This is a genomic window from Sphingomonas phoenicis, assembly GCF_047238005.1.
Lineage (GTDB): Bacteria > Pseudomonadota > Alphaproteobacteria > Sphingomonadales > Sphingomonadaceae > Sphingomonas.
In genome coordinates this window covers 979144-1002220 of sequence record NZ_JBDFMC010000002.1, presented here as the reverse complement: position 1 = coordinate 1002220, position 23077 = coordinate 979144, and the positions used below count along the sequence as shown (strand labels likewise).

The window sequence follows — 23077 nt, the reverse complement described above, 5'->3', positions numbered from 1 at the left end:
CGACGGGGCGCCCAGGTCCAAGACCGATCGGGACTCGTAATCGCTCCGATCGTCATCCCCGCGCACGCGGGGATCCGGACGCGCAGGCCGCCGTGAGAGCCGCGACCGGCAAAGGTTCTGAACACCGGTCGCCGCCGGGGTGATCCCTAGGCTGCGGTGAATCGCCCGCGAGCCGTCGCCTCGTACGTGAACCGGGGAGCGGCCATGCTCCGATCGCGGCGGAGGCGAGACCTGCCGCCGGATCAGGCCGGGCGCCGGCCCGCTGCGATGGCTGCGTCGCTTGCCAGTTTGTCGGCGCGTTCGTTGTCGGGGTGGCCGGCATGGCCTTTCACCCATTTCCACTCGATCTTGTGGCGCTTCGCCGCCTCGATCAGCGCCTGCCACAGCTCGGCATTCTTCACCGGCTTCCGGTCGGCGGTCTTCCAGCCATTCTTCTGCCAGCCGTGAATCCACTTGGTCAGCCCGTCCATGACGTAGCGGCTGTCGGTCGACAGCGTCACCGCGCATGGCCGGGTCAGCGCGTTCAGCCCCTCGATCGCGGCGGTCAGTTCCATGCGGTTGTTGGTGGTCAGCGGCTCGCCGCCCGACAATTCCTTCTCCGCGGTGCCGAACCGGATCAGCGCGCCCCAGCCGCCGGGGCCCGGATTGCCCTTGCACGCGCCATCGGTGGCGATCTCGACGGATTGCATCCCGGTCATGTCGTGCGGGTCGCCAGTTCGGGGTCGTAGTGATGGAGTCGGCGCATATAGGCGAGGGGATCCTTGCGGGTGACGAGCGCGTCGACCGGCGTGTTCAGCCAGTCCCACGCCCGCGACAGGGCGAAGCGGACGCAGGCGCCGCTCGCCAGCGTGGCGAAGTGCGACCGCTCGGTGGCGGACAGCGGAAAATGGCGCTGGTAACCGTCGATCAGCGCGTCGCCGATCGCCGCGTCATGGTTGCGGCCGGCGGCATCGAACGACCAGGCGGTGTGCATGATCGCCAGATCGTAGACGCGGATGTCGGAGCAGGCGAAATAGAAATCGATCAGCCCGGTCACCGCATCGCCCAGCATCAGGACGTTGTCGGGGAACAGGTCGGCGTGGATGACGGTGCGATCCAGATCGTCGTTCCAGTTCGCCACGACGCGGTCGACGGCGACACCCAGATCGTCGTGCAGCCCGGGGGCGATGTCGTCGAGTGCGCGGCCGCATCGCTCGAACAGGGGGCGCCAGCTGTCGACGCCCATTGTGTTGGGGCGGACATGCGTGAAATCGTCGACCGCCGCGTGCAGCCGGCCCAGCGCATCGGCCGCCGCCCGCGCCTGCGCAGGCGTCGGGTGCGATACCGACACGCCGGGCAGGAAGCGGATCAGGCAGGCAGGCCGCCCTTCCAGTTCGTGGATCCTGCGCCCGGTCCGGTCGGGGATCGCCGGCGGCACCGCCAGCCCTTCACGCGCCAGATGGTCGAGCAGGTCGAGGAAGAAGGGCAGGTCGCCCGCCGCCACCCGCTTCTCGTACAGGGTCAGGATGAACCGGTCGCGGTCGGTGTCGACCAGATAATTGGAGTTCTCGACCCCTTCCGCGATCCCCTTCGCGGAGACCAGCCGGCCGACGTCGAATTGGCCGAGGAACGCATCCAGCGCCTCGGCGGATACCTGCGTGTAGACGGCCATCTCGTCCCCCCGTGCCGCCGTCAGGCGGCGGCGTCCAGGCCGCGGGGCAGCTTGAACGCGATCGTCTCACGCGTGGTCTCTTCCTCGCGCTCGGTGACGGCGTAGCGTTCCGACAGGCGGTCGACCAGCTCGCGGACCAGCAGTTCGGGAGCGGAGGCGCCGGCGGTGATGCCGAGCGTGCCGACCCCGTCGAGGAAGCGCCAGTCCAGATCGGCCGCGCGCTGGATCAGGCGCGCCGGCACACCCTCGCGCTCCGCCACCTCGACCAGCCGTACGGAATTCGACGAGTTGGGCGCGCCGATCACCAGCATCGCGTCGCATTGCCCCGCGATCGCCTTGACCGCCGCCTGCCGGTTGGATGTGGCGTAGCAGATGTCCTCGCCGCGGGGCGCCTGCATCAGCGGGAAGCGGCGTTGCAGCATGGCGACGACTGCGGCGGTGTCGTCGACCGACAGCGTGGTCTGGGTCAGGAACGCCAGGTTCGCCGGATCGGGCGGCACAAACGCCTGCGCATCGTCGACCGTCTCGATCAGGCTCATCGCACCGGCCGGCACCTGGCCGAACGTGCCGATCACCTCGGGATGGCCGGCATGGCCGATGAACACGATGTGACGCCCGGCGGCGACCAGCCGTTCGGCCTGGCGATGGACCTTCGACACCAGCGGGCAGGTGGCGTCCAGATAGTCGAGCCCGCGATCCTCCGCCGCGGCGGGTACCGACTTGGGCACGCCGTGCGCGGAAAAGACGACGGGTTTGCCGTCCGGCACCTCGTCCAGATCCTCGACGAACACCGCGCCCATCGACTTCAGCCGGTCGACGACGAACTTGTTGTGGACGATCTCGTGCCGGACATAGACCGGCGCGCCGTGTTTCTCGATCGCCAGTTCGACGATGCGGATCGCGCGGTCGACCCCGGCGCAGAAGCCGCGCGGCGCGGCGATCAGGAGGTCGAGCGGAAGCTTGGGCGAGGGGGCCTGCATGCCGCCGGCCTTACGCGATTGCTTGCGCGGGTCCAAGCCGGTTCCTATGGCTGCGGGCGAAGGCCGCGGTTGCGGCTGCCCGAGCAAAGGTACGCGTTCCCGTGAAAGCACCGCATCCCGCCATCGTCCCCCTCTTGCTGGGTGCGACCCTCGTCGCCGGATGCGCCCGCACGGGCGAGATCGATGCCACGGGCGGCATCACCGCGGTGCGTTCCGCCTGCCCGGTGGTCGGCCAGCCCGCCGGCACCGGCGACGTCACGCTGTTCAACCCGCCCGCCAGCACCGATGCGGCGGCGGTCGACCTGACCGCGGCGATGACCAATGTGCGCGGCACCTGTCAGGAAACGGGCGACCAGATCGTCAGCACGATCACCTTCGACGTGCTCGCCAGCCGGACGCGCACCGATGGCGCGCGCGACGTGCAACTGCCCTTCTACGTCGCGGTCGTGCGCGGCGGCACCGCCGTCGTCGCCAAGCGGGTGGCGACGGTCAACGTCCATTTCGATGCCGGCCAGGCGCGCGCCACGGCCAGCGGCACCGGCAGCACCACCGTCGCCCGCTCCGCCGCGACGCTGCCCGCCGAGATCCGCGAGCGGCTGACCAGAAAGCGCAAGGCGGGGGACGACGATGCCGCCGTTGATCCGCTCGCCCAGCCGGAGGTGCGCACCGCCGTGCTATCCGCCAGTTTTGAGGCGTTGGTCGGCTTTCAGCTGACCGATGCGCAGCTGCGGTACAACGTCACCCGCTGACGGCCGGTCGCCCGCGCAATCGCGCTTGACGGCGCGCGCTGCGCTGGCCACAGCCGGCCTTGTCGACGCCCCGCGCGGGAGAGCGCCCCTTTGAGGGGCCGCCGAAGGAGCAACCACCCCGGAATCTCTCAGGCATCAGGGACCGCGCGAGGATATACGACACTCTGGAAAGCGCCGCTGCCTTTCAGGCGGCCGGCCACCGAAGGGGTAACCGCGGGCGATCCCTGCGGGAAAGCTCTCAGGTTCCGTGACAGAGGGGGCCCCGAACCGACAGCGGACGCGTTCCGCCGCCGGTCGCCCTTTTCGCGCAGGAGTGTAGGTCGTGACCGATTCCGAACTGAAGCAGCCCGCTCCCTCGCCCGACGACCTGAACGTCGAGGATGCGCCCGAGGGGGTCGAGGAGCCGCAGATCCTGCCGCTCGACGCCTGGCACCGCGCCCGCGGTGGCCGGATGGTGCCGTTCGCCGGCTATCTGATGCCGGTCCAGTACGACGGCATCATGGCCGAGCATCTGTGGACCCGCGAATCGGCCGGTCTGTTCGACGTCAGCCATATGGGCCAGCTGGTCTTCACCCATGACGAGGACATCGCCACCGTCGTCACCGCGCTGGAGACGGTGCTGCCGGGCGATATCGCCGGGCTGGGCGAGGGGCGGATGCGCTATTCGCTGCTGCTGAACGAAGAGGGCGGCGTGCTCGACGACCTGATGGTCACGCGCCGCCGGTCGGACGCGGGGGGCGACGAGATCTACATGGTCGTGAACGGCGCGACCAAATACGACGATATCGGCCATCTGCTTGACGCGCTGCCCGACGACGTGACGATGAACCTGCAGGACGATCAGGCGCTGCTGGCGGTGCAGGGACCCAAGGCGGTCGACGCGCTGGCGCGGCTGGTGCCCGGCGTCGAGTCGCTGGTGTTCATGACCGCGGGCGCCTTCGCCTGGAACGACACGCCGCTGTGGATCAGCCGGTCGGGTTATACCGGCGAGGACGGGTTCGAGGTGTCGATCCCCGCCGATGCCGCCGCCGCCTTAGCCGATGCGCTGCTCGACCAGCCTGAGGTGAAGCCGATCGGCCTCGGCGCACGCGACTCGCTGCGGCTGGAGGCGGGGCTGCCGCTTTATGGCCACGACCTCGATCCCGAGACGACCCCGGTGATGGCCGATCTCGGTTTCGCATTGTCGAAGCGGCGGCGCGAGGCGGCGGATTTCGCCGGCGCCGCCCGCATCCTGGCCGAGCGGGAGAGCGGTCCGGCGGTGAAGCGTGTCGGCCTGCTCGTGTCCGGCCGCCAGCCGGTGCGCGAGGGCGCCTCGGTCGTGGCCGAGGACGGTGCGGTGATCGGCCGCGTCACCTCCGGCGGGTTCGCCCCCACCATGGGTGCCGCGATCGCCATGGCCTATGTTCCCGCCGAGCTTGCCACCCCCGGCACCGGCGTCCGCCTGATCCAGCGCGGCAAGGTCCATGAAGCGACCGTCGCCGCGATGCCCTTCGTCCCCCATCGCTACGTCCGTAAAGGAGCCTGACCGTGCGTTATTTCACCGAGGATCATGAGTGGATCGAAGTCGACGGCCAGATCGGCACCGTCGGCATCACCGATTACGCACAGGGCCAGCTGGGCGACATCGTCTTCGTCGACGTGCCCGCCGATGGCCGCAGCCTGGCGAAGGGCGACGAGGCGGCGGTGGTCGAATCGGTCAAGGCCGCGTCCGACGTCTACTCGCCGGTGTCCGGCGCGGTGCTGGAGGGCAATCCGGCGCTGACCGACTCGCCCGATCTGGTGAACTCCGACGCCGAGGGCGAGGGCTGGTTCTTCCGCATCACCCTGTCCGACGAGGCCGAGCTGGAAGAACTGATGGACGAGGCCGCCTACGAGGCGTTCGTCGCCAAGCTGTAAACTCTTCTCCCCTCCCGCTTGCGGGAGGGGCCGGGGAAGGGGCGTGCCACGATACGGTCCAGGCCGGCGTGATATGGCTCCGAATTCCCGGACAACCCTCCCCCAGCCCCTCCCGCAAGCGGGAGGGGAGGAGCATGCCCCGAATGCGCTATCTTCCGCTTACCCAGCCCGATCGCGACGCGATGCTGTCGGTCATCGGCGCCGCCACGATCGACGACCTGTTCGTCGACGTGCCCGCAGAGGCCCGCCTGGACGGTCCCGTCCGCGGCCTGCCGGCCCATGCGTCGGAGCTGGCGGTGGAGCGGCACATGACCGCGCTCGCCCGTCGCAACACCGTGGCGGGCGAGGTGCCCTTCTTCCTGGGTGCCGGCGCGTATCGCCACCATGTGCCGGCATCGGTCGACCATCTGATCCAGCGCGGCGAGTTCCTGACCGCCTATACGCCGTACCAGCCGGAGATCGCGCAGGGCACGCTGCAGATGCTGTTCGAGTTCCAGACGCAGGTCGCGCGCCTGCTGGGCACCGACGTCGCGAACGCATCGATGTACGACGGGTCGACCGCCTGCTGGGAGGCGATCGGCATGGCGCGCCGCATCACCCGGCGCGGCAAGGCGATCCTGTCGTCGGGGCTGCACCCGCATTACGTGTCGGTCGCGAAGACGATGGCGAAGTACACCGGCGACCTGCTCGACACCGCCGTCCCGGAACTGACCGCCCGGACCGATACCGACCGGCTGATCGCGGCGATCGACGACGATACCAGCTGCGTCGTCGTCCAGTATCCCGACATCCTCGGCCGCGTCGCCGACCTGCGCCCGCTGGCCGATGCCGCGCACGCGAAGAAGGCGCTGCTGATCGTCGTCGTGACCGAGCCGGTCGCGCTCGGCGCGCTGAAGTCGCCGGGCGAGATGGATGCTGACATCGTCGTCGGCGAGGGGCAGTCGATCGGTGTCGGCCTCCAGTTCGGCGGCCCCTATGTCGGGCTGTTCGGCTGCAAGGACAAATATGTCCGCCAGATGCCCGGTCGCCTGTGCGGCGAGACGGTGGATGCCGACGGCCGCCGCGGCTTCGTGCTGACCCTGTCCACGCGCGAGCAGCATATCCGCCGCGAGAAGGCGACGTCGAACATCTGCACCAACTCCGGGCTCTGCGCGCTCGCCTTCTCGATCCACATGACGCTGCTGGGTGAGAAGGGCCTGCGCGCGCTGGCCATGCTGAACCATCGCAAGGCGGTGGCCGCCGCCGACCGGCTATCGCAGGTGCCGGGCGTATCGGTGGTGAACCAGGCCTTCTTCAACGAATTCACCCTGACCCTGCCGGTCGAGGCGCGTCCCGTCGTCCGCACGCTCGCCGATCGCGGCATCCTGGCGGGCGTGTCGCTTGGCCGGCTCTATCCGGATCAGCACGGGCTGGAGAACGGCCTGATCGTCGCGGTGACCGAGACGACGACCGGGGACGACGTCGAAACCCTTGCCGCCGCACTCCAGGAGATACTGGCATGAGCATCAACCAGAGCGGCTGGCGGCCGCAGATGACGGCCGCCACCGGCCTCGGCCCCGCCCCGACCTTCACCGGCAACAGGGCGCTGATGCTGGAAGAGCCGCTGATCTTCGAGATCGGCACCGGCGAGACGACCGGGGTGGACTTGGCCGACGCCGGCGACGATGCGACGGACGACCGGCTCGGCGGGCTTTTCCGCGACGCGCCGATCGGCCTGCCCGGCCTGGCCGAGCCGGAGACGGTGCGGCACTATACCCGGCTGTCGCGCCAGAATTACGCGATCGACCTCGGCCTCTTCCCGCTCGGCTCGTGCACGATGAAGCACAATCCGCGCCTGAACGAGAAGATGGCGCGACTGCCCGGCTTCGCCGACGTCCATCCGCTCCAGCCGGTCGACACGGTGCAGGGTGCGCTCGCCGTCATCAACGAACTGGCGGTCTGGTTGATCGAGCTGACCGGCATGGAGGGCGTCGCGATGAGCCCGAAGGCGGGCGCCCATGGCGAGCTGTGCGGCATCCTGTGCATCAAGGCCGCGCTGGAGAAGCGGGGTGAGGGCCAGCGCAAGGTCGTGCTGGTGCCCGAGAGCGCCCATGGCACCAACCCCGCCACCGCCGCCTTCGCCGGCTTCACCGTCGAGGATATTCCCGCGACCGCCGACGGTCGCGTCGATCTGGCGGCGCTGAAGGCGCGGCTCGGCCCGGACGTTGCGGCGGTGATGATCACCAATCCCAACACCTGCGGCCTGTTCGAGCGCGATCTGAAGGCGATCTCCGATGCGGTCCACGAGGTCGGCGGCTACGTCTATTGCGACGGTGCCAACTTCAACGCGATCGTCGGGCGGGTGCGGCCGGGCGATCTGGGCGTCGATGCGATGCACATCAACCTGCACAAGACCTTCTCCACGCCGCACGGCGGCGGCGGCCCGGGTTCCGGCCCGGTCGTTCTGTCGAAGGCGCTGGCCCCGTTCGGTCCGCTGCCCTTCACCGCGCGCATGGCGGACGGGCACATCCAGCTGATCGAGGAAGAGACCGCGGGCGACGACCATCCCGACACGTTCGGGCGGATGACCGCGTTCCACGGCCAGATGGGCATGTTCACCCGCGCCTTGACCTACATCCTCAGCCACGGCGCCGATGGCCTGCGCCAGGTCGCCGAGGATGCGGTGCTGAACGCGAACTACGTGCTCCGCTCGCTGGAGGACGTGCTCGACGCGCCGTTCGGTGGTGCCGGCCCCTGCATGCACGAGGCGCTGTTCAGCGACGCGAACCTCGCCGACGGCTTCTCGACCCTGGATGTCGCCAAGGGCCTGATCGACGAGGGCTATCACCCGATGACGGTCTATTTCCCGCTGGTCGTCCACGGCGCGATGCTGGTCGAGCCGACCGAGACCGAATCGAAGGCGGCACTGGACCAGTTCATCGGCGCGCTCCGCTCGGTCGCGGAACGGGCGAAGGCCGGCGACGCCGCGCTGAAGAGCGCCCCGCACTTCGCCCCCCGCTCGCGCCTCGACGAGACGCAGGCGGCGCGCAAGCCGGTGCTGGTGTGGAAGGACCCCGCCCCGGTGGCCGCAGCGGCGGAGTAGCGGGCTTTCCCTTCGCGCGGTCATCCCCGCGCAGGGGGAGGGGGAGGGCGGCGGAGTGGAAGCCTCGCTCCTTTCCGTCATCCCGGCGAACGCCGGGACCCATCTCTCCGCGAGCGTCCAAGCCGTTGATGTTCCCGCGTCCATGGGTCCCGACGTCCGCCGGGATGACGAGGAAAATGTAGCGTCGGAGACTTTGGCAAGGCTTTCCCGCAGGCGGGGAGCCAGAACCTTTGCCGGTCGCGGCTCTCACGACGACCTGCGCGTCTGCATCCCCGCCTGCGCGGGGATTACGGAGGTTTTGCGGGCCCCTGATCGCCGTTTGAAGCCTGAATGTCGGTCGGTCCAGACCGTGGGGATGGATGCCGGATCGGGCGCCGGGCCTCTGGCTGATCGGGACCCGCGATCGCTCCGATCGTCATCCCCGCGCAGGCGGGGATGCAGACGCGCAGGTCGTCGTGAGAGCCGAACGCTATGCGACCATGGGTTCCCGCCCCCGCGGGAGCGACCGAAGCTGGCAAAAGCGCGGAATGTCGATCCGCCCCGGCCGTCGCGATCAGGGCCGGCGCACCGCATTCCAGTTGAACAGGAACTTGCGGTGCTCGGCCCAGGTCTGCCCCTCGACCCGGTCGCCCACCAGGCAGGCGGCGGTATGATACGGGCCCTTGCCGTCGGTCGTGCGGAAGCTGACGCAGGTGCGCCCGCGGTCGGTCTTCCAGCGTCCGGCCTCGATAGCACTCTGATAGAAGGAGCCGCTCACCGTCCCGTCCGGAGCGAGGCGCAGTTCCATCGGCTGGACGTACGGCTTGCCCGGATCGGTCGAGAGGTCGACCGTCTACGCGCCGTCGAGCGTCGTCTCGTTCGCCGCCGCCGCGAGCAGCAGGATGGCGATCATCCGTCGTTCTCCTCTGGATAGGGCCCTTTGCCACCCTCGGCGATGAAGCGATCAACCCGTGCCGCCAGCACCGGCAGCGGTACCGAGCCGAGCGACAGCACCGTGTCGTGGAAGGTGCGGATGTCGAACCTGTCGCCCAGCGCCTTCTCCGCCTTGGCCCGCGCCTGCTGGATCGCCAGCTGGCCGAGATAATAGCTGAGCGCCTGTCCCGGCCAGCCGATATACCGGTCGACCTCGGTCCCGATCTCGCGTTCCGACAGGGCGGTATTGTCGCGGAGAAAGCCCTGCGCCTGTTCGCGCGTCCAGCCCTTCGCATGGACGCCGGTGTCGACCACCAGCCGCACCGCGCGCCACATCTGGTAGCTGAGCATGCCGAACCGCTCGTACGGTGTCTGGTAGAACGCCATCTCGTCGCCCAGCCGCTCGCAGTACAGCGCCCAGCCCTCGCCAAAGGCCGAGATGTAGCTGTAGCGGCGGAACGGCGGCAGGTCGGTGTTCTCGTTGGCCAGCGACATCTGCCACGCATGGCCCGGCGCACTTTCGTGCAGGGTCAGCGCGGGCAGCTGGAACAGCGGCCGAGAGGGCAGGTCGTAGGTGTTGACCAGATAGCCGCCCGGCCCCCCGCGCCCGGCGGTGTAGAAGGGGGCGATGTCGAGCGGCACCGGCTTGATCGAGAAGCGCGCCCGCGGATTGCGCCCGAACCAGCGCGAGGCGACCGCGTCGAACCGCTTCGCCTCCCATGCCGCTTCCTTCAGCAACTCGTCGGGCGTCTTCGCGTAGAATTGCGGATCGGTCCGCAGGAACCGGAGAAACGCCGGCAGGTCGCCGGTGAACTTCGCGTCGGTCTTCACCACCTCCATCTCGGCGCGGATCTTGGCGACCTCGGCCAGCCCCAGCGCGTGGATCTGTTCGGCCGTCATGTCCGTCGTCGTGAACACGCGGATCCGGCTCTGGTAATAGGCCGCGCCGTCCGGATAGCTGGTCGCGTCCAGCGGCTTTCGCAGGCCGGGGAAATAGGTGGTGGTGAGGAACGACAGCAGCTTGCGATGCGCCGGGATCACCCCCGTCTCGATCACCCGCTTCGCCTCGGCCTGCAATGCCGCGCGGCCGGGCACGCTCGCCGGCATCTTGGCGAAAGGCTCGTAATAGACCGTTGCCGTGGCGTCCTTCGCCTCGGCGATCGCCGTCACCGGTGCCTCGCGCGCCTTCATCACCACCGCGGGCGGGGTGAAGCCGCGCTTCAGCCCGGCACGCAGATTGTCGGTCTGCTGGTCCAGATAGCGGGGGATCTCCCCCAAGAGGGTCAGGTAGTTGCGGTAATCCGATGCGCCCTTCGCGAACTGCCCGCGGGCGACATATTGCAGGTCGCCCCAGAACGCGCTGTCGCCGTTCAGCGGCTTCTCCCACTCGCGGAACCGCTGGTCGTCGAGGAACGCGGCGATCTGGTTGCGATATACCTGAAAGTTCACCAGCGCCGCCGGTGACAGCGCCCGCTGGTCGATCGCGTCCAGGCGCTTCATCACGCCCTGCCAATAGGCGGCACGCCGCGCCTGCGCCGCCGCCGACACGTCGGGCAGGTGCGCGTTCGCCTCGTCGCGGTCGTCGTCCGCCAGCCGCTCGCCCTGCCGCCACGCCCATTCCGCCTGCCAGATCGCGGCGAAGGCACGGTCGGCACTGGTGACTGTGGCGGTGGTGTCGGTCGGGGGTGGGGTCGCACCGGCGGGCAGGGCGGCGAGCAGCGCGACGGGCGCGATCAGGGAGCGTAGCATGCCGCACAGACTGCGCGATCGCCGGGGCAGGGGCAAGGCGGTCGCGTCGCTGGCGGCTGCCTATCGCTCCCGTCTGGACGACTGCCGGCCGCTTCGACACAGTGTCGCCGCATGCAGTCCGATCCCCTCGTCACCTACGCGATCACCGCCGGCGTCATCCTGATCGTCATGGCGCTCCGCTGGCGGCGGACCGGCAGGGCCGTGCCGCTGAAGCTGGAACGGCTATGGATCCTGCCGTCGGTGCTCGCCCTGGCCGTCGCCACCACCTTCGCGACGCATCCGCCGCAGGGGGCGGGCTGGCTGTTCTGCCTGATCGCCGCGGCGCTGGGTGCGGCGCTCGGGTGGCAGCGCGGGCGGATGATGCGGATCGACGTCGATCCCGACACGCACCGGCTCAGCCAGACCTCGTCGCCCGCCGCGCTGGTCCTGATCCTTGCGATCGTCGTGCTGCGCCAGGCCGCCCGCGCCGGTGGCGCGCGCTTCCTCCATCTCGACGCGCTCGCCCTGTCGGACATGCTGCTGGCGCTGGCGTTCGGGCTGGTCGCGGCGCAGCGGCTGGAAATGTTCCTGCGTGGCCGCCGGCTGCTGCGCGCCGCCCGCCTCACTCCTCGCTGAGCGCACCGCGCGTTTCGCCCCGCCGGCGGACATGCTCGCGCCACACGATGTAGAGCCCGGACGCCACGATCACCGGCGCGCCGATCCACGTCGTCTCGCTCGGCAGCGCGCCGAACAACAGCCAGCCATAGGCGGTCGCCCACAGCAGCGCGGTATAGTCGAACGGCACCACCACCGACACCGCCCCCCGCCTGAGCGACGCCGTCATCGCCAGCTGCGCGCCGCCCCCGATCAGCCCGGTCGCGACCAGGAAGACCCAGGTCAGCGGCGGATGCGCCTGCGCCTGTACCGCATAGACGGCACCCAGCGGCACCAGCGACAGGACCGAGAACCACCAGACCGTCGTCTGCGCCCGCTCGGTCCGCCCGATCTGGCGTAGCAGGATGAACACCACCGCGGTCAGCAGCGCCGCGACGATCCCGCACGCCGCGCCGTACAGCGGGATCGCGTGGCCACCCGGCTGCAGCACGATCAGCACCCCGCCGAACCCCAGTGCGACGGCGCTCCACCGCCGCCACCCGGTCGCCTCGCCCAGCACCAGCGCGCCCAGCACGGTGGCGAAGATCGGCGTGGTGAAGTTGATCGTCGTCGCCTCCGCCAGCGGCAGGGCGAGCAGCGCGGCGAAGGTGAAGGCCATGCTGATCGTGCCGACGATCGCGCGGCTGACATGCGCGCCAATCCGCGTGGTCCTGATCGACGCCAGGCCCGGCCCGCTCGCCACCACCGCGGTCACCAGCAGCGCCGCCCCGAACTGGCGGAAGAACAGGATCTCGCCCAGCCGCGCGCCATGTTCCTCGGCCAGCTTGATCGACGCGTTCATCGTCGCGAACAGCCCCACCGACAGCAGGCGCAGGCCGATGGCGGGGGCGAGGCGGTCGGTGGACATCGCGCGTCCTTACGGCCCGAAGCCCGGTCCGTCATCCCGCACGCGGCCGGGGTGACGAGCGGTGCCGCCGCCGCTACAGCGCCCGGCATGAAGCACGCACTCCCCGTCACCCGCGAGGCGGATTTCGCCGCCTGGTACCAGTCCGTCATCGCCGAGGCCGATCTGGCGGAGGAATCCGGCGTCCGCGGCTGCATGGTCATCCGCCCCTGGGGATACGGCATCTGGGAGCGGATCCAGCGCCTGCTCGACGACCGGATCAAGGCGACGGGCCACGAGAATTGCTATTTCCCCCTCTTCATCCCGCTCGGCTATTTCGAGAAGGAGGCGGAGCATGTCGAGGGCTTCGCCAAGGAGATGGCGGTCGTCACCCACCACCGGCTGGTGTCGGACGGGAAGGGCGGGCTGGTCCCCGACCCGACCGCGAAGCTGGAGGAGCCGCTGGTCGTCCGTCCCACGTCGGAGACGGTGATCGGCACCGCCTTCTCGCGCTGGATCCAGTCGTGGCGCGATCTGCCCGTGCTCATCAACCAATGGGCCAACGTGGTCCGGTGGGAGATGCGAACCCGCATGTTCCTGCGCACCAGCGAGTTCCTCTGGCAGGAGGGCCACACCGCCCACGCCACAGCGCAGGAGGCGCGCGAGGAGACGCTGAAGATGCTCGAGGAGTACCGCGAGTTTTCCGAAACCTGCCTCGCGCTTCACGTCGTCACCGGCGAGAAGCCGGAGAACGAGCGCTTCCCCGGCGCCGTCGCGACCTATTCGATCGAGGCGATGATGCAGGACGGCAAGGCGCTGCAGGCCGGCACCAGCCACTTTCTCGGCACCAATTTCGCCCACGCGCAGAACATCCGCTTCCAGAACGCGGCCGGCGAGCTGGAACTGGCCAACACCACCAGTTGGGGCGTGTCGACGCGGATGATCGGCGGCGTCATCATGGTGCACGGCGACGATGACGGCCTGCGCGTTCCTCCCGCGGTGGCGCCGTGGCAGGTCGTGATCGTCCCGATGCTGCGCGACCAGCCCGAGGACGCGGCCGTGGTCGATTACTGCCGCACCCTGCAAAAGGAGCTGGCGGCGCAGTCCGCGCTGGGCGAACCCGTCCGCGCGCTGCTCGACCTGAAGCCCGCCAAGGCCGCGACCAAGCGCTGGGGCTGGGTGAAGAAGGGGGCGCCCGTGGTGATCGAGGTCGGTGGTCGCGACGTCGCCGGCAACAACGTCTCGGTCATCCTGCGTACCGACCTGTACCAGGACGGCGGCAAGCTGAAGTCGCAAGTGATGCCGCGCGACGAGCTGGTCGGCACCGTCGCCGCGACGCTGGAGGGGATCCAGGCGACCCTCCTCGATCAATCCACGCAGGCCCTGCGCGCCCGCATCGCGCCGGTCGACGACTGGGCCGGGGTAGAGGCGCACTTCGGTGCGGGAGCGAAGAACCCCGGCTGGGTCGATGTGCGCTGGTCGAAACCGACCGGTGCCGCGCTCGACAAGGTGGTCGAGCGGCTGAAGGCGCTGAAACTGACGATCCGCAACGCCCCGCTCGGCCAGACCGGCTGCGACGAGGGGCCATGCGTCTTCACCGGCGAACCGGCGGTGGAGCGGGTGCTGATCGGCCGGGCGTACTGAGGCGGGCGACGTTCGACGTCGCGGAGCGTCGGCCTTTCTCATTAATCCGTCATCCCCGCGCAGGCGGGAATCCAGACGCGCGGTCGTTGCGACTGAAGGATCAAGGTCGATCGGCACTATGCTCATGTGCTCCCGCGACGGCGGGAGCCCAGTACTGGGTCCCCGCCTTCGCGGGGACACGGTCCGGTTAGCCCTTGAGCACCTCAAGCCGGATCGAGCCAAGTTCCGACGGGCCGAAGGCTCCGGATCCCTGCCTGCGCGGGGCCTGCACCACTTTTGGAAGACTTTCACAGGGGCCCCGACGGTGCGGGAATGACGGATGTGGCAGACCCGGCATCCGGCACGGTCGCCCCGCCCGATTGTCACCCGCCCCCCGCGCTCATACAACCACCCCCGCATGACGCCGCTGCCACCCCCCGCGCGCCGCGCGCTGACGCCCGGCCGCATGGCGGCCCGCGCGGCGGTGCAGGCGGCACGGCCGCGCTTCTATCGCGCCGGGCGGTTCGGCCCGCTCACCACCCTGGGCTTTCGTGCGCTCGCCGTGCTGCTGCTGGTCGGCATCGCGCTCGGCGGCCACTGGATCGATCGGGCCGGACTGAAGGACAATAGCGACAATGCCGTCAGCTTCCTCGACATCGTCTATTTCACCGTCATCACCGTCACCACGGTGGGCTACGGCGACATCGTTCCGGTATCGACCTCGGCGCGCATGTTCGACACCTTCGTCGTCACCCCGATCCGCATCTTCGTCTTCCTCATCTTTCTCGGCAGCGCGTACAGCTTCATGCTGCGGCAGGGATGGGAGCGGTGGCGCATGGGCCTGATACGACGCGAGCTGAAGGACCATGTCGTCGTCTGCGGCTATGGTCGCTCCGGCGCGGCCGCGGTGGCGGAACTGCTGGCGCGCGGCCATGCGCCAGCCGGCATCGTGGTGGTCGACGAACGCACGGACAGGCTGCGCGAGGCGGAGGAACTGGGCGTCGCCACGGTAGAGGGCGATGCCACCCACAATGCCGTCCTGTCGATCGCCAGGGTGGAGGCCGCCGCCTCGGTGATCGTTGCCCCCGGTCGCGACGATACCGCGGTGCTGATCGTCCTCACCGTCCGCCGTCTCGCGCCGCAAGCCCAGGTCGCGGTGTCAATCGCCGCGATCGAGAACGAACTGCTCGCCCGCGATGCCGGTGCGACGATCATCGTCAACCCGGTCAGCTTCGGCGGGCAGCTGCTCGCGCAGTGCACGTCGGGACCGCACATCGCCGACTATGTCGCCGACCTCGTCACCCGCGGCGGCCGGGTCGAGCTGCGCGAGCGCCCGGTCCACGACGACGAGATCGGCCGCAGCCCGCGCGAGATCGTCGGCGGCCAGCTGCTCCGCGTCTATCGCGGCGACCGCGTCCTCGGCTTCTGGGAACCGGAAGCGCAGGTGCTGGAACGCGGCGACAGCGTCATCGAGGTCGTGCAGGCGGGTGCCCGGCGCTAGCGATCTGTCCTACCCGCCCTATCTGTGGCAGGCCATGCCGATGTCCTTTACCCCCGACCTGCCTGTTCCATCCTTTCACTCACCCCGGCGAAGGCCGGGGTCCAGTCGGGAAAGCCGTGGTTGCTTGATCGCCAACGTTCCCCAACTGGACCCCGACCTTTGCCGGGGTGACGAGAGGTGGCGATGGGCGCAACCGGAATGCGACAGCATCACTGTCGAAACATCTTCTGACCTTCGACCCTCCACATCCCGCAACTTCCTCAACATTCGCGTGACCAACTGATGGCGCGCCATCTCACGCCTGGTCTTCCGACTCGCGAACAAGTCCTTGATTTCATCCAGTCCTCTGACACTCCCGCCGGCAAGCGAGAGATCGCCCGCGCCTTCGGCCTCACCGCCCAGCAGAAGATCGCGCTGAAGGCGCTGCTGAAGGACATGGCGGACGAGGGGCTGATCGACAGCGCTCCGGGCCGTGCCTTCCACAAGATGGGCGGCGTGCCCAAGGTGACGGTGTTGCGCATCGTCGACGTCGACGACGGCGGCAACGTCTGGGCCAGCCCGGAGCGGTGGGAGGCGGAGGGCGTGCCCGTGCCGCGCATCCGCGTCCGTGAGCGCAAGCGCGGCGCCCTCGGCATCGGCGAGCGGATCCTCGCTCGGACCGAGGAGACCGGCAACGGCTGGACCGCCCACCCGATGAAGGTGTTGGCGAAGTCGTCGGAACAGGTGCTGGGCGTCTTGCGCGGTGAAGCAGAACGCCTGTGGCTGACCGGCGTCGACAAGAAGGAGCGGCGCGAGTTTCCCGTATCCGACGCCGGCGATGCCGAACCCGGCGATCTCGTCCTGTGCGAACTGGCCGGGCGGCCGCCCCGCCTCACCGTGCGGGTCGTCCAGCGGCTCGGCGACCCGTTCGCGCCGCGCTCCTTCTCGCTGATCGCGATCCACAAGCTCGGCATACCCGACCGGTTCGAGGCGGAGACGCTGGAGGAGGCGGAGCGGGTCGCCCGTCAGCCGCTGGGCGAGGATCGTGAGGACCTGACGCATCTGCCGATCGTCGCCATCGATCCCGCCGATGCGCGCGATCACGACGATGCCGTCTGGGCCGCGCCCGACGACGATCCCGCCAATCCCGGCGGCTGGCGGGCGATCGTCGCGATCGCCGACGTTTCCTTCTACGTCCGCCCGGGCTCGTCGCTCGACAAGGACGCGCGGCGTCGCGGCAATTCGGTCTATTTTCCCGACCGCGTCGTGCCGATGCTGCCCGAGATCCTGTCGGCCGACATCTGCTCGCTGAAGGAGGGGGAGGACCGCGCCGCGCTCGCCTGTCACCTGACGATCGGCAAGGCGGGCGAACTGAAGACGTGGCGGTTCAGCCGCGCCGTCGTCCGCCTCGCCGCGAACATCGCGTACGAAGACGCGCAGGCGATCATCGACGCCGCCCCATCTTCTCCCCTCCCGCCGGCGGAAGCGGAGCTATTGCAACCGCTGCGACATCTCTGGTCCTGCTGGCGCGCCCTAGCGAAGGCACGCGATGCACGCGAACCACTCGACCTCGATCTGCCCGAGCGGCGCGTCGTGCTGGACGAGAAGGGCCGCATCCTCTCGGTCGCGCCGCGCGAGCGTCTCGATGCGCACCGCCTGATCGAGGATTACATGATCGCCGCCAACGTCGCCGCCGCGAAGGCGCTGGAGGCGAAGAAGGCGCCGTGCATGTACCGCGTCCACGAACCGCCCAGCCGCGAGAAGCTGGTCGCGCTGAAGGATTATCTCGCCACCTTCGACGTCGCGTTCGCCCTGGGTCAGGTCGTGAAGCCGGCGACCTTCAACCACATTCTCGACCGGGTCGGCGACGCCGATTTCCGTCCGCAGATCATGGAGCAGGTGCTGCGTACCCAGACCCAGGCTTATTACGCGCCCGCCAATCAGGGCCATTTCGGTCTGTCGCTGGGCAGCTACGCCCACTTCACCTCGCCGATCCGCCGCTACGCCGACCTCGTCGTCCACCGCGCGCTGGTCGGCGCCTATGCGCTGGGGCCCGGCGGCGCCTTGCCGGCGGACGACGAGATGGAGCGGATCGGCACGAGCATCAGCCAGTTCGAGCGTCGCGCGATGGAGGCGGAACGCGACACGGTCGACCGCTACGTCGCCGCCTTCCTCGCCGAGCGGGTCGGGCAAGAGGTCGATGCGCGGATCACCGGCGTCACCAATTTCGGCTTCTTCGCTACCGTCGAGGGGATCGGAGGCGACGGACTGATGCCGGTCCGCGACCTGGGCGGCGAATATTTCCAGTTCGACGAGGGGGCCCGCACGCTGACCGGCCAGGACAGCGGCGACGTCTACGCGCTCGGGCAGCGCTTGCGCCTGAAACTGGCGGAATCGAACCCGGTGTCGGGTGCGCTTCGTTTCGAGCTGCCCGGCGGCAAGGGTGCGGCGCCGTCACATCGGGGCGGCAGCAAACCTCACCGCGTCCTCAAGCGGCGGGGTCGCCCCGCCAATATCCGTCATCAGGGTAAGAAGCGGTGACGGGCGCTCACCCGGCCGTGAAGGTCAGACCGGCCCGCGCGCACAGCCGATCCCTCAGCGCCGTTCCCAGCAGCGCGCCCGGCGTCCACACGCCGCCGTCATGCTCGCCCTCGGCCAGCAGCAGCGCGGTTTCGGCGATCATCTTGCTCGTCGATCCGTAGCCGGGATCCCGGTCGCCGGTCACCACCGCGTCGATGCGCTCGCCGTCTGGCATCAGTGCCGCGAACAGCAGGTCGTAACGGCCGCTATCGCGCTCTTCCCGGGTCGGTCCCTCGCCGGGCTTCGGGCCCTTGTCGCCGGCGAAGGGATTGAACTTGGCGATCGCCTCCGCCGCGACCTTGCCGATGTCGCCCAGCCCGGCGACCTGCATCTCGTCATAGACGAAATCGGCTCCCCAAGGATGACCCAGCAGGAAGTTGGTGCGGTGGACGTTCTTGGTGTTGATCGGTGCCATCACGAACGGCGCTACCCAGCAGTTCAGCGTCGGATCGAACTCGGGCAGCAGCCCGGCCGGCTGGTGCGGCCCGGCGAAACCCGGCGTCAGCGCGAACGGGCTGGCGAGCAGCGGGATCAGCGACGGGTCGCGCGCCGCCGCCGCCAGCGTCGCCTTCAGGCTGGCCGCGGTGCCGCCGGAAAAGCTGCCCTTCATCTCCCGCACCCGCCCCTTCACCCGCGGCGCCGCCCGACCGAAGCGCGCCGTCGCCGCCTCCTGCACGGTCATCACGCCCAGATCGAAGGGGATGGAATCGAACCCGCACGAAAACACGATCCGCGCACCGGTCCGCACCGCCGTGCCCTCATGCGCGTCGATCATCCGCCGCATCCAGCCCGGCTCGCCGCACAGGTCGACATAGCCGGTCCCCGCCGCAGCGCACGCCGCAACCAGTTCGCTGCCGTACAGCTGATAGGGGCCGACGGTGGTCAGCACGACGGCGGTGCGCGCCGCCATCGCCGCCAGGCTGGTGGGATCATCGGCATCGGCCACCACCAGCGGCAGGTCCGCAGAGGTCCCGATCGCGTCGCGCACCTCCTGCAACTTCGCCAGACTGCGTCCCGCCATCGCCCAGCGGCCATGCGCCGGATGCGCGCCAGCCAGATATTCAGCGACCAGCCGACCGGTGAAGCCGGTCGCGCCGTACACGATCAGATCGAAGTCACGCACACCCTGTCTCCCGGCTGTTCGTCGCTATGCTGCCTCGCTGAACTGCAGGCTGGCAAGCCGTGCGTACAGGCCGCTTCGCCCGATCAGTGCGGCGTGGCTGCCCTGTTCGACGATCCGGCCCTCGTCCATCACGATGATCCGCCCCGCCGCGCGCACCGTCGCCAGCCGATGCGCGATGACCAGGGTGGTGCGATGTTCCATCAGGCGTTCCAGCGCCTCCTGCACCAGCCGCTCGCTCTCTGCATCCAGCGCGCTGGTCGCCTCGTCGAGCAGCAGGATCGGCGCATCGCGCAGCAACGCGCGCGCGATCGCCACCCGCTGCCGCTGCCCACCCGACAGCCGCGCGCCGCCTTCGCCCAGATAGGTGTCGAGCCCGGCGGGCAGGCGGCGCAGGAACTCCGCCGCGTTCGCCGCCTCCGCCGCGGCCCACAGCTCGTCGTCATGCGCGTCCCACCGGCCATAACGCAGATTGTCGCGCGCACTGGCGGCGAAGATCACCGTCTCCTGCGGCACCATCGCGATGCGTGCCCGCACCTCGGCCGGATCGGCCTCGGTCAGCGGTACGCCATCGACCAGGATCCGCCCGGCATCGGGATCGTAAAATCGCTCGGCCAGCTGGAACAGCGTCGACTTGCCGGCACCGGATGGGCCCACCACCGCCACCGTCTCTCCGGGCGCGACGTCAAGGGAGAAGCCCTCCAGCGCCGCGATCTCCGGCCGGGTCGGATAATGGAAGCGTACATCCTCGAACCGGATGGCGCCACGGGCCGGGTGGGGCAGGGGGGTCGGCGTTGCGGGCGCGGCGATCGCCGGCACCTCGTCGATCAGCTCCGCCAGCCGGCTTGCGGCACCGGCACCGCGAAGCAGGTCGCCATAGACCTCCGTCAGCGCGCCGAACGCGCCCGCGACGATGCCGCCGGTCAGCACGAATGCCGCGATCGACCCACCCGACAACCGCCCGGCGGCGACGTCGATCGCGCCCTCCCACAGGACCAGCGTGATCGATCCGAACACCAGCGCGATGACGATCGCGGTCATCCCCGCACGCAGCGCATTACGCTGGCGGGCGGCGGCGAAGGTCGCCTCCACGGCATCGGCGAAGCGCGCACCCTCACGGGATTCCTGTCCGAACGCCTGCACGATCCGCATTGCCCCCAGCGTCTCGGTGGTCAGCGTGCCGACCATCGCCACCTTGTCCTGCGACGTACGCGAATAGGCACGCACCCGCTTCCCCAGCAGCGTCATCGGCAGGATGATGAGCGGGATGCCCAGCATCAGCAGGCCCGCCAGTTTGGGCGAGATCGCGAACAGATAGATCATGCCGCCGATGCCGGTGAAGCAGTTGCGCAGCGCCACCGACACGGTGCTGCCCACGACCATCTCGATCAGCGCCGTGTCCGACGTCAGGCGCGACGCGATCTCGGACGGGCGGTTCTCTTCGAAGAAACGGGGCGACAGTTTCAGCAGATGGGCCTGCGTGCGAGTGCGGATGTCCGCGACGACGCGCTCGCCCAGCCACGACACGTAGTAGAAGCGGATCGCCGTCGCGATCGCCAGTACTGCGACGATCATCAGCAGATAGTGGAATGAGGTGGCGAACGACGTGGTGGCGCCACCGCCGAAACCGCGGTCGATCACCCGCTTGAAGCCGTAGGGGATGCCGATGGTCGCCGCCGAAGTGGTGACCAGCGCGGCACAGGCGATGGCGATCCGCCCCGGATAGCGGATGGCATGGTGCCAGACGATGCCCAGGTCACCCAGGCGACGACGGTCGGCAGGGGCGTCCGTGCCGATCGGTACGGCGGCGGACACGGGCGGGCGCGGATCGGGATCGGCCATGCGGCCGCGTAGCAGCGCCACGCGCCCGGCTCAACGCCGCAGCATGGTAGCGGTGACTGGGCGCGGTTGAACGGATCGTCGCGTTGACGCGTTGCGCGAGGACAAGTTTACGTTACCACCCGGCAACCATTCCGGCGTATAGGATGCCCAATGCTCTACAACGCTTATGAAATGCAGCGCTCGATGCTTGCCGGTGCCAGCGCAATGGCAAATTTCGGCGCGGGCTTGTTGCAGAACCCGGCCAATCCTTTCGCCTATATGGGCGGTGGCGCCATTGTCGGCTCGGCGCTGGAGGTCTTCGCACACGCCTCCGCACCGCGCGGCAAGCCTGGCTTTGGTCTTGATCGCACCGAGATCGATGGTCGCGAAGTGGCGGTCACCGAAGAGATCGTGCTGCGGAAGCCCTTCGGCCAGCTGAAGCGGTTCCGGCGGGACGGTGTCGAGGGTGGGCCCAAGATGCTGATCGTCGCGCCGATGTCGGGCCACTACGCGACGCTGCTGCGCGGCACGGTCGAACGGATGCTGCCCAGCGCTGACGTCCACATCACCGACTGGCGCGATGCCAAGCTGGTGCCGTTGTCCGATGGTCGTTTCGACCTGGACGACTATGTCGACTATCTGGTCGAGTTCCTCGAGGCGATGGGCGCGGACGGCTCCGGCCGTGCGCACATGCTGGCGGTCTGCCAGCCCTCGGTTCCCGCCTATGCCACCGCGGCGCTGATGGCGGCGAACGAGCATCCGCTCCGCCCGCTGACCCTGACGATGATGGGCGGACCGGTCGATACGCGCGAGGCGCCGACGGCGGTCAACACGCTGGCGACGAAGCGTCCGCACGCCTGGTTCGAGCAGAACGTGATCGTCACGGTGCCGGTGACCTATCCGGGTGCCGGCCGGCAAGTCTATCCGGGGTTCCTGCAGCTGGCCGGCTTCATGTCGATGAACCTGGGCAATCACATGATCTCGCACTGGGGCATGTTCAAGCATCTGGTTCAGGGCGACGAAGACGGCGCCGACGCGACCAAGGACTTCTATGACGAGTACCGTTCGGTCTGTGACATGACGGCGGAGTTCTACCTGCAGACGATCGACGTGGTGTTCCAGACGCATGCTCTGCCGAAGGGCGAGTATATCCACCGGGGAAGGCGGATCGATCCGGCCGCGATCAAGGACATCGGCCTTCTCGCGATCGAGGGCGAGCGGGACGATATTTCGGGACTTGGCCAGACGAAGGCGGCGCTGACGCTGGCCACCGCCCTGCCGGACGACAAGAAGCAGTATCTAATGGCCGAGGGCGTCGGACATTACGGCATCTTCAACGGATCGAAATGGCGCAATCGCATTGCGCCGATCGTCGAGCAGTGGATGGCTGCCAACGCCGCCTGACCATATGAAAGCGGCGCCGGTTCCCGTCGGAACCGGCGCCGCTCTGGACAGGTAAACGGTTCAGGTCAGCCGATCGAATTGACCTTGGCATGGCTCGACGATTCATCCGAGGTGATCGTCCCGCCGAACAGCATCTTTACCCGACCGGACAGCGACACGTCGGTCTCCCACAGTTCGGCCGATTCCACGTCGAAGCGGAGCAGGGCGAGGTTGGGATCTTCCTTGCCGTTCGGGAACCAGGCCTCGACATGGTTGTCCCACAGCTTGTCGATCAGGGCGCGGTCATTGTCCTGGCTGACCGTACCCGCGAGGCAAGCGAAGAAATCATGCCCCTTGCCCACGAACTGTACCATCGCCGCTCCACCCTTGGCGGCACGATTGTCCTTGCCGGCGAACACGAACAGGGCGTTCGGCTGATCGTCGTCCAGCCGCGCCGTCATCGGCTCCGAATGCTGGCCGTCCGTCAGGCCCAGCATGATGAATGGGCTTTCCTTCACCTTCGCCAGAAACTTGGCGGCGATTTCCTGTGGGCTGTCGTGGTCGGCCATGTGCG

General features: G+C 69.0%; 19 protein-coding genes and 1 riboswitch. Of the genes, 10 read left to right on the top strand and 9 right to left on the bottom strand.

From position 1 onward, the window contains the following. Window positions 1-242 precede the first annotated feature (242 nt). From rnhA to ispH, 3 genes are read right to left on the bottom strand one after another with little or no spacing between them, the layout of a single operon-like run. The gene (gene rnhA / locus ABC319_RS05950) at window positions 243-698 is read right to left on the bottom strand and encodes a ribonuclease HI (protein WP_413069338.1); all 456 of its coding nucleotides are present in this window, start codon (window positions 696-698) and stop codon (window positions 243-245) included. Then, window positions 695-1651, bottom strand: coding sequence for a homoserine kinase (thrB, locus tag ABC319_RS05945; RefSeq protein ID WP_413069337.1), 957 nt, complete (start codon window positions 1649-1651; stop codon window positions 695-697). The genes rnhA and thrB overlap by 4 nt, the downstream gene beginning before the upstream one ends. 20 nt (window positions 1652-1671) lie before the next feature. Beyond that, a complete protein-coding gene (gene ispH, locus ABC319_RS05940) occupies window positions 1672-2631 on the bottom strand; it encodes a 4-hydroxy-3-methylbut-2-enyl diphosphate reductase (RefSeq protein ID WP_413071625.1) in 960 nt (319 codons plus the stop codon). 101 nt (window positions 2632-2732) lie between these two features. Here ispH and ABC319_RS05935 point away from each other — a divergent pair, with 101 nt between their 5' ends. The 5 genes from ABC319_RS05935 (at window position 2733) to gcvPB (ending at window position 8358) form a co-directional block, all read left to right on the top strand. After that, the gene (locus tag ABC319_RS05935; protein WP_413069336.1) at window positions 2733-3380 is read left to right on the top strand and encodes a hypothetical protein; all 648 of its coding nucleotides are present in this window, start codon (window positions 2733-2735) and stop codon (window positions 3378-3380) included. Between the two features lie 65 nt (window positions 3381-3445). Then, window positions 3446-3535, top strand: a riboswitch (glycine riboswitch). A 167-nt stretch (window positions 3536-3702) separates the two neighbouring features. Further along, complete coding sequence (gcvT, locus tag ABC319_RS05930) at window positions 3703-4905, top strand: glycine cleavage system aminomethyltransferase GcvT (protein WP_413069335.1); 1203 nt, start codon at window positions 3703-3705, stop codon at window positions 4903-4905. 2 nt (window positions 4906-4907) lie between these two features. Next, entirely contained in the window at window positions 4908-5276 is a 369-nt protein-coding gene (gene gcvH, locus ABC319_RS05925; protein ID WP_413069334.1) for a glycine cleavage system protein GcvH, read from the top strand. A gap of 143 nt (window positions 5277-5419) precedes the next feature. Next, the gene (gcvPA, locus tag ABC319_RS05920; RefSeq protein ID WP_413069333.1) at window positions 5420-6778 is read left to right on the top strand and encodes an aminomethyl-transferring glycine dehydrogenase subunit GcvPA; all 1359 of its coding nucleotides are present in this window, start codon (window positions 5420-5422) and stop codon (window positions 6776-6778) included. After that, window positions 6775-8358, top strand: a complete 1584-nt coding sequence (gene gcvPB, locus ABC319_RS05915; protein WP_413069332.1) for an aminomethyl-transferring glycine dehydrogenase subunit GcvPB — start codon at window positions 6775-6777, stop codon at window positions 8356-8358. Before gcvPA ends, gcvPB begins: the two co-directional genes overlap by 4 nt. Before the next feature lie 553 nt (window positions 8359-8911). Here gcvPB and ABC319_RS05910 read toward each other — a convergent pair. Further along, window positions 8912-9145: a hypothetical protein gene (locus ABC319_RS05910; RefSeq protein WP_413069331.1), complete on the bottom strand. Its 234-nt coding sequence runs from the start codon at window positions 9143-9145 to the stop codon at window positions 8912-8914. Between the two features lie 101 nt (window positions 9146-9246). Beyond that, entirely contained in the window at window positions 9247-11019 is a 1773-nt protein-coding gene (locus ABC319_RS05905) for a DUF885 domain-containing protein (RefSeq protein WP_413069330.1), read from the bottom strand. Between the two features lie 111 nt (window positions 11020-11130). Between ABC319_RS05905 and ABC319_RS05900 the strand changes: the two genes are divergently transcribed. Beyond that, entirely contained in the window at window positions 11131-11634 is a 504-nt protein-coding gene (locus tag ABC319_RS05900) for a CcdC protein domain-containing protein (RefSeq protein WP_413069329.1), read from the top strand. Here ABC319_RS05900 and ABC319_RS05895 read toward each other — a convergent pair. Beyond that, window positions 11621-12520, bottom strand: coding sequence for a DMT family transporter (locus ABC319_RS05895; RefSeq protein ID WP_413069328.1), 900 nt, complete (start codon window positions 12518-12520; stop codon window positions 11621-11623). The genes ABC319_RS05900 and ABC319_RS05895 overlap by 14 nt on opposite strands. An 87-nt stretch (window positions 12521-12607) precedes the next feature. Here ABC319_RS05895 and ABC319_RS05890 point away from each other — a divergent pair, with 87 nt between their 5' ends. The 3 genes from ABC319_RS05890 (at window position 12608) to rnr (ending at window position 18140) form a co-directional block, all read left to right on the top strand. After that, entirely contained in the window at window positions 12608-14140 is a 1533-nt protein-coding gene (locus ABC319_RS05890) for an aminoacyl--tRNA ligase-related protein (protein ID WP_413069327.1), read from the top strand. 397 nt (window positions 14141-14537) lie between these two features. Next, on the top strand, window positions 14538-15620 hold the full coding sequence (locus tag ABC319_RS05885; RefSeq protein WP_413069326.1) for a potassium channel family protein: 1083 nt from the start codon (window positions 14538-14540) through the stop codon (window positions 15618-15620). A 282-nt stretch (window positions 15621-15902) separates the two neighbouring features. Further along, a complete protein-coding gene (gene rnr / locus ABC319_RS05880) occupies window positions 15903-18140 on the top strand; it encodes a ribonuclease R (protein WP_413069325.1) in 2238 nt (745 codons plus the stop codon). Between the two features lie 7 nt (window positions 18141-18147). Here the strand turns inward: rnr and ABC319_RS05875 are convergent, their stop codons facing one another. Further along, on the bottom strand, window positions 18148-19302 hold the full coding sequence (locus tag ABC319_RS05875; RefSeq protein WP_413069324.1) for a saccharopine dehydrogenase family protein: 1155 nt from the start codon (window positions 19300-19302) through the stop codon (window positions 18148-18150). Window positions 19303-19326: 24 nt separating this feature from the next. Then, on the bottom strand, window positions 19327-21141 hold the full coding sequence (locus ABC319_RS05870; RefSeq protein ID WP_413071624.1) for an ABC transporter transmembrane domain-containing protein: 1815 nt from the start codon (window positions 21139-21141) through the stop codon (window positions 19327-19329). A 150-nt stretch (window positions 21142-21291) separates the two neighbouring features. On the opposite strand from ABC319_RS05870, the gene ABC319_RS05865 reads away from it, so the two are divergent. Beyond that, window positions 21292-22524 carry a polyhydroxyalkanoate depolymerase gene (locus ABC319_RS05865; RefSeq protein WP_413069323.1) on the top strand — a complete coding sequence of 411 codons (1233 nt, stop codon included), beginning with the start codon at window positions 21292-21294 and terminating at the stop codon, window positions 22522-22524. Window positions 22525-22589: 65 nt separating this feature from the next. Here ABC319_RS05865 and ABC319_RS05860 read toward each other — a convergent pair whose 3' ends face one another. Then, window positions 22590-23072 (bottom strand): pyridoxamine 5'-phosphate oxidase family protein, encoded by a 483-nt coding sequence (locus tag ABC319_RS05860; protein ID WP_413069322.1) that lies wholly within the window; start codon window positions 23070-23072, stop codon window positions 22590-22592. Between the last annotated feature and the right edge of the window lie 5 nt (window positions 23073-23077).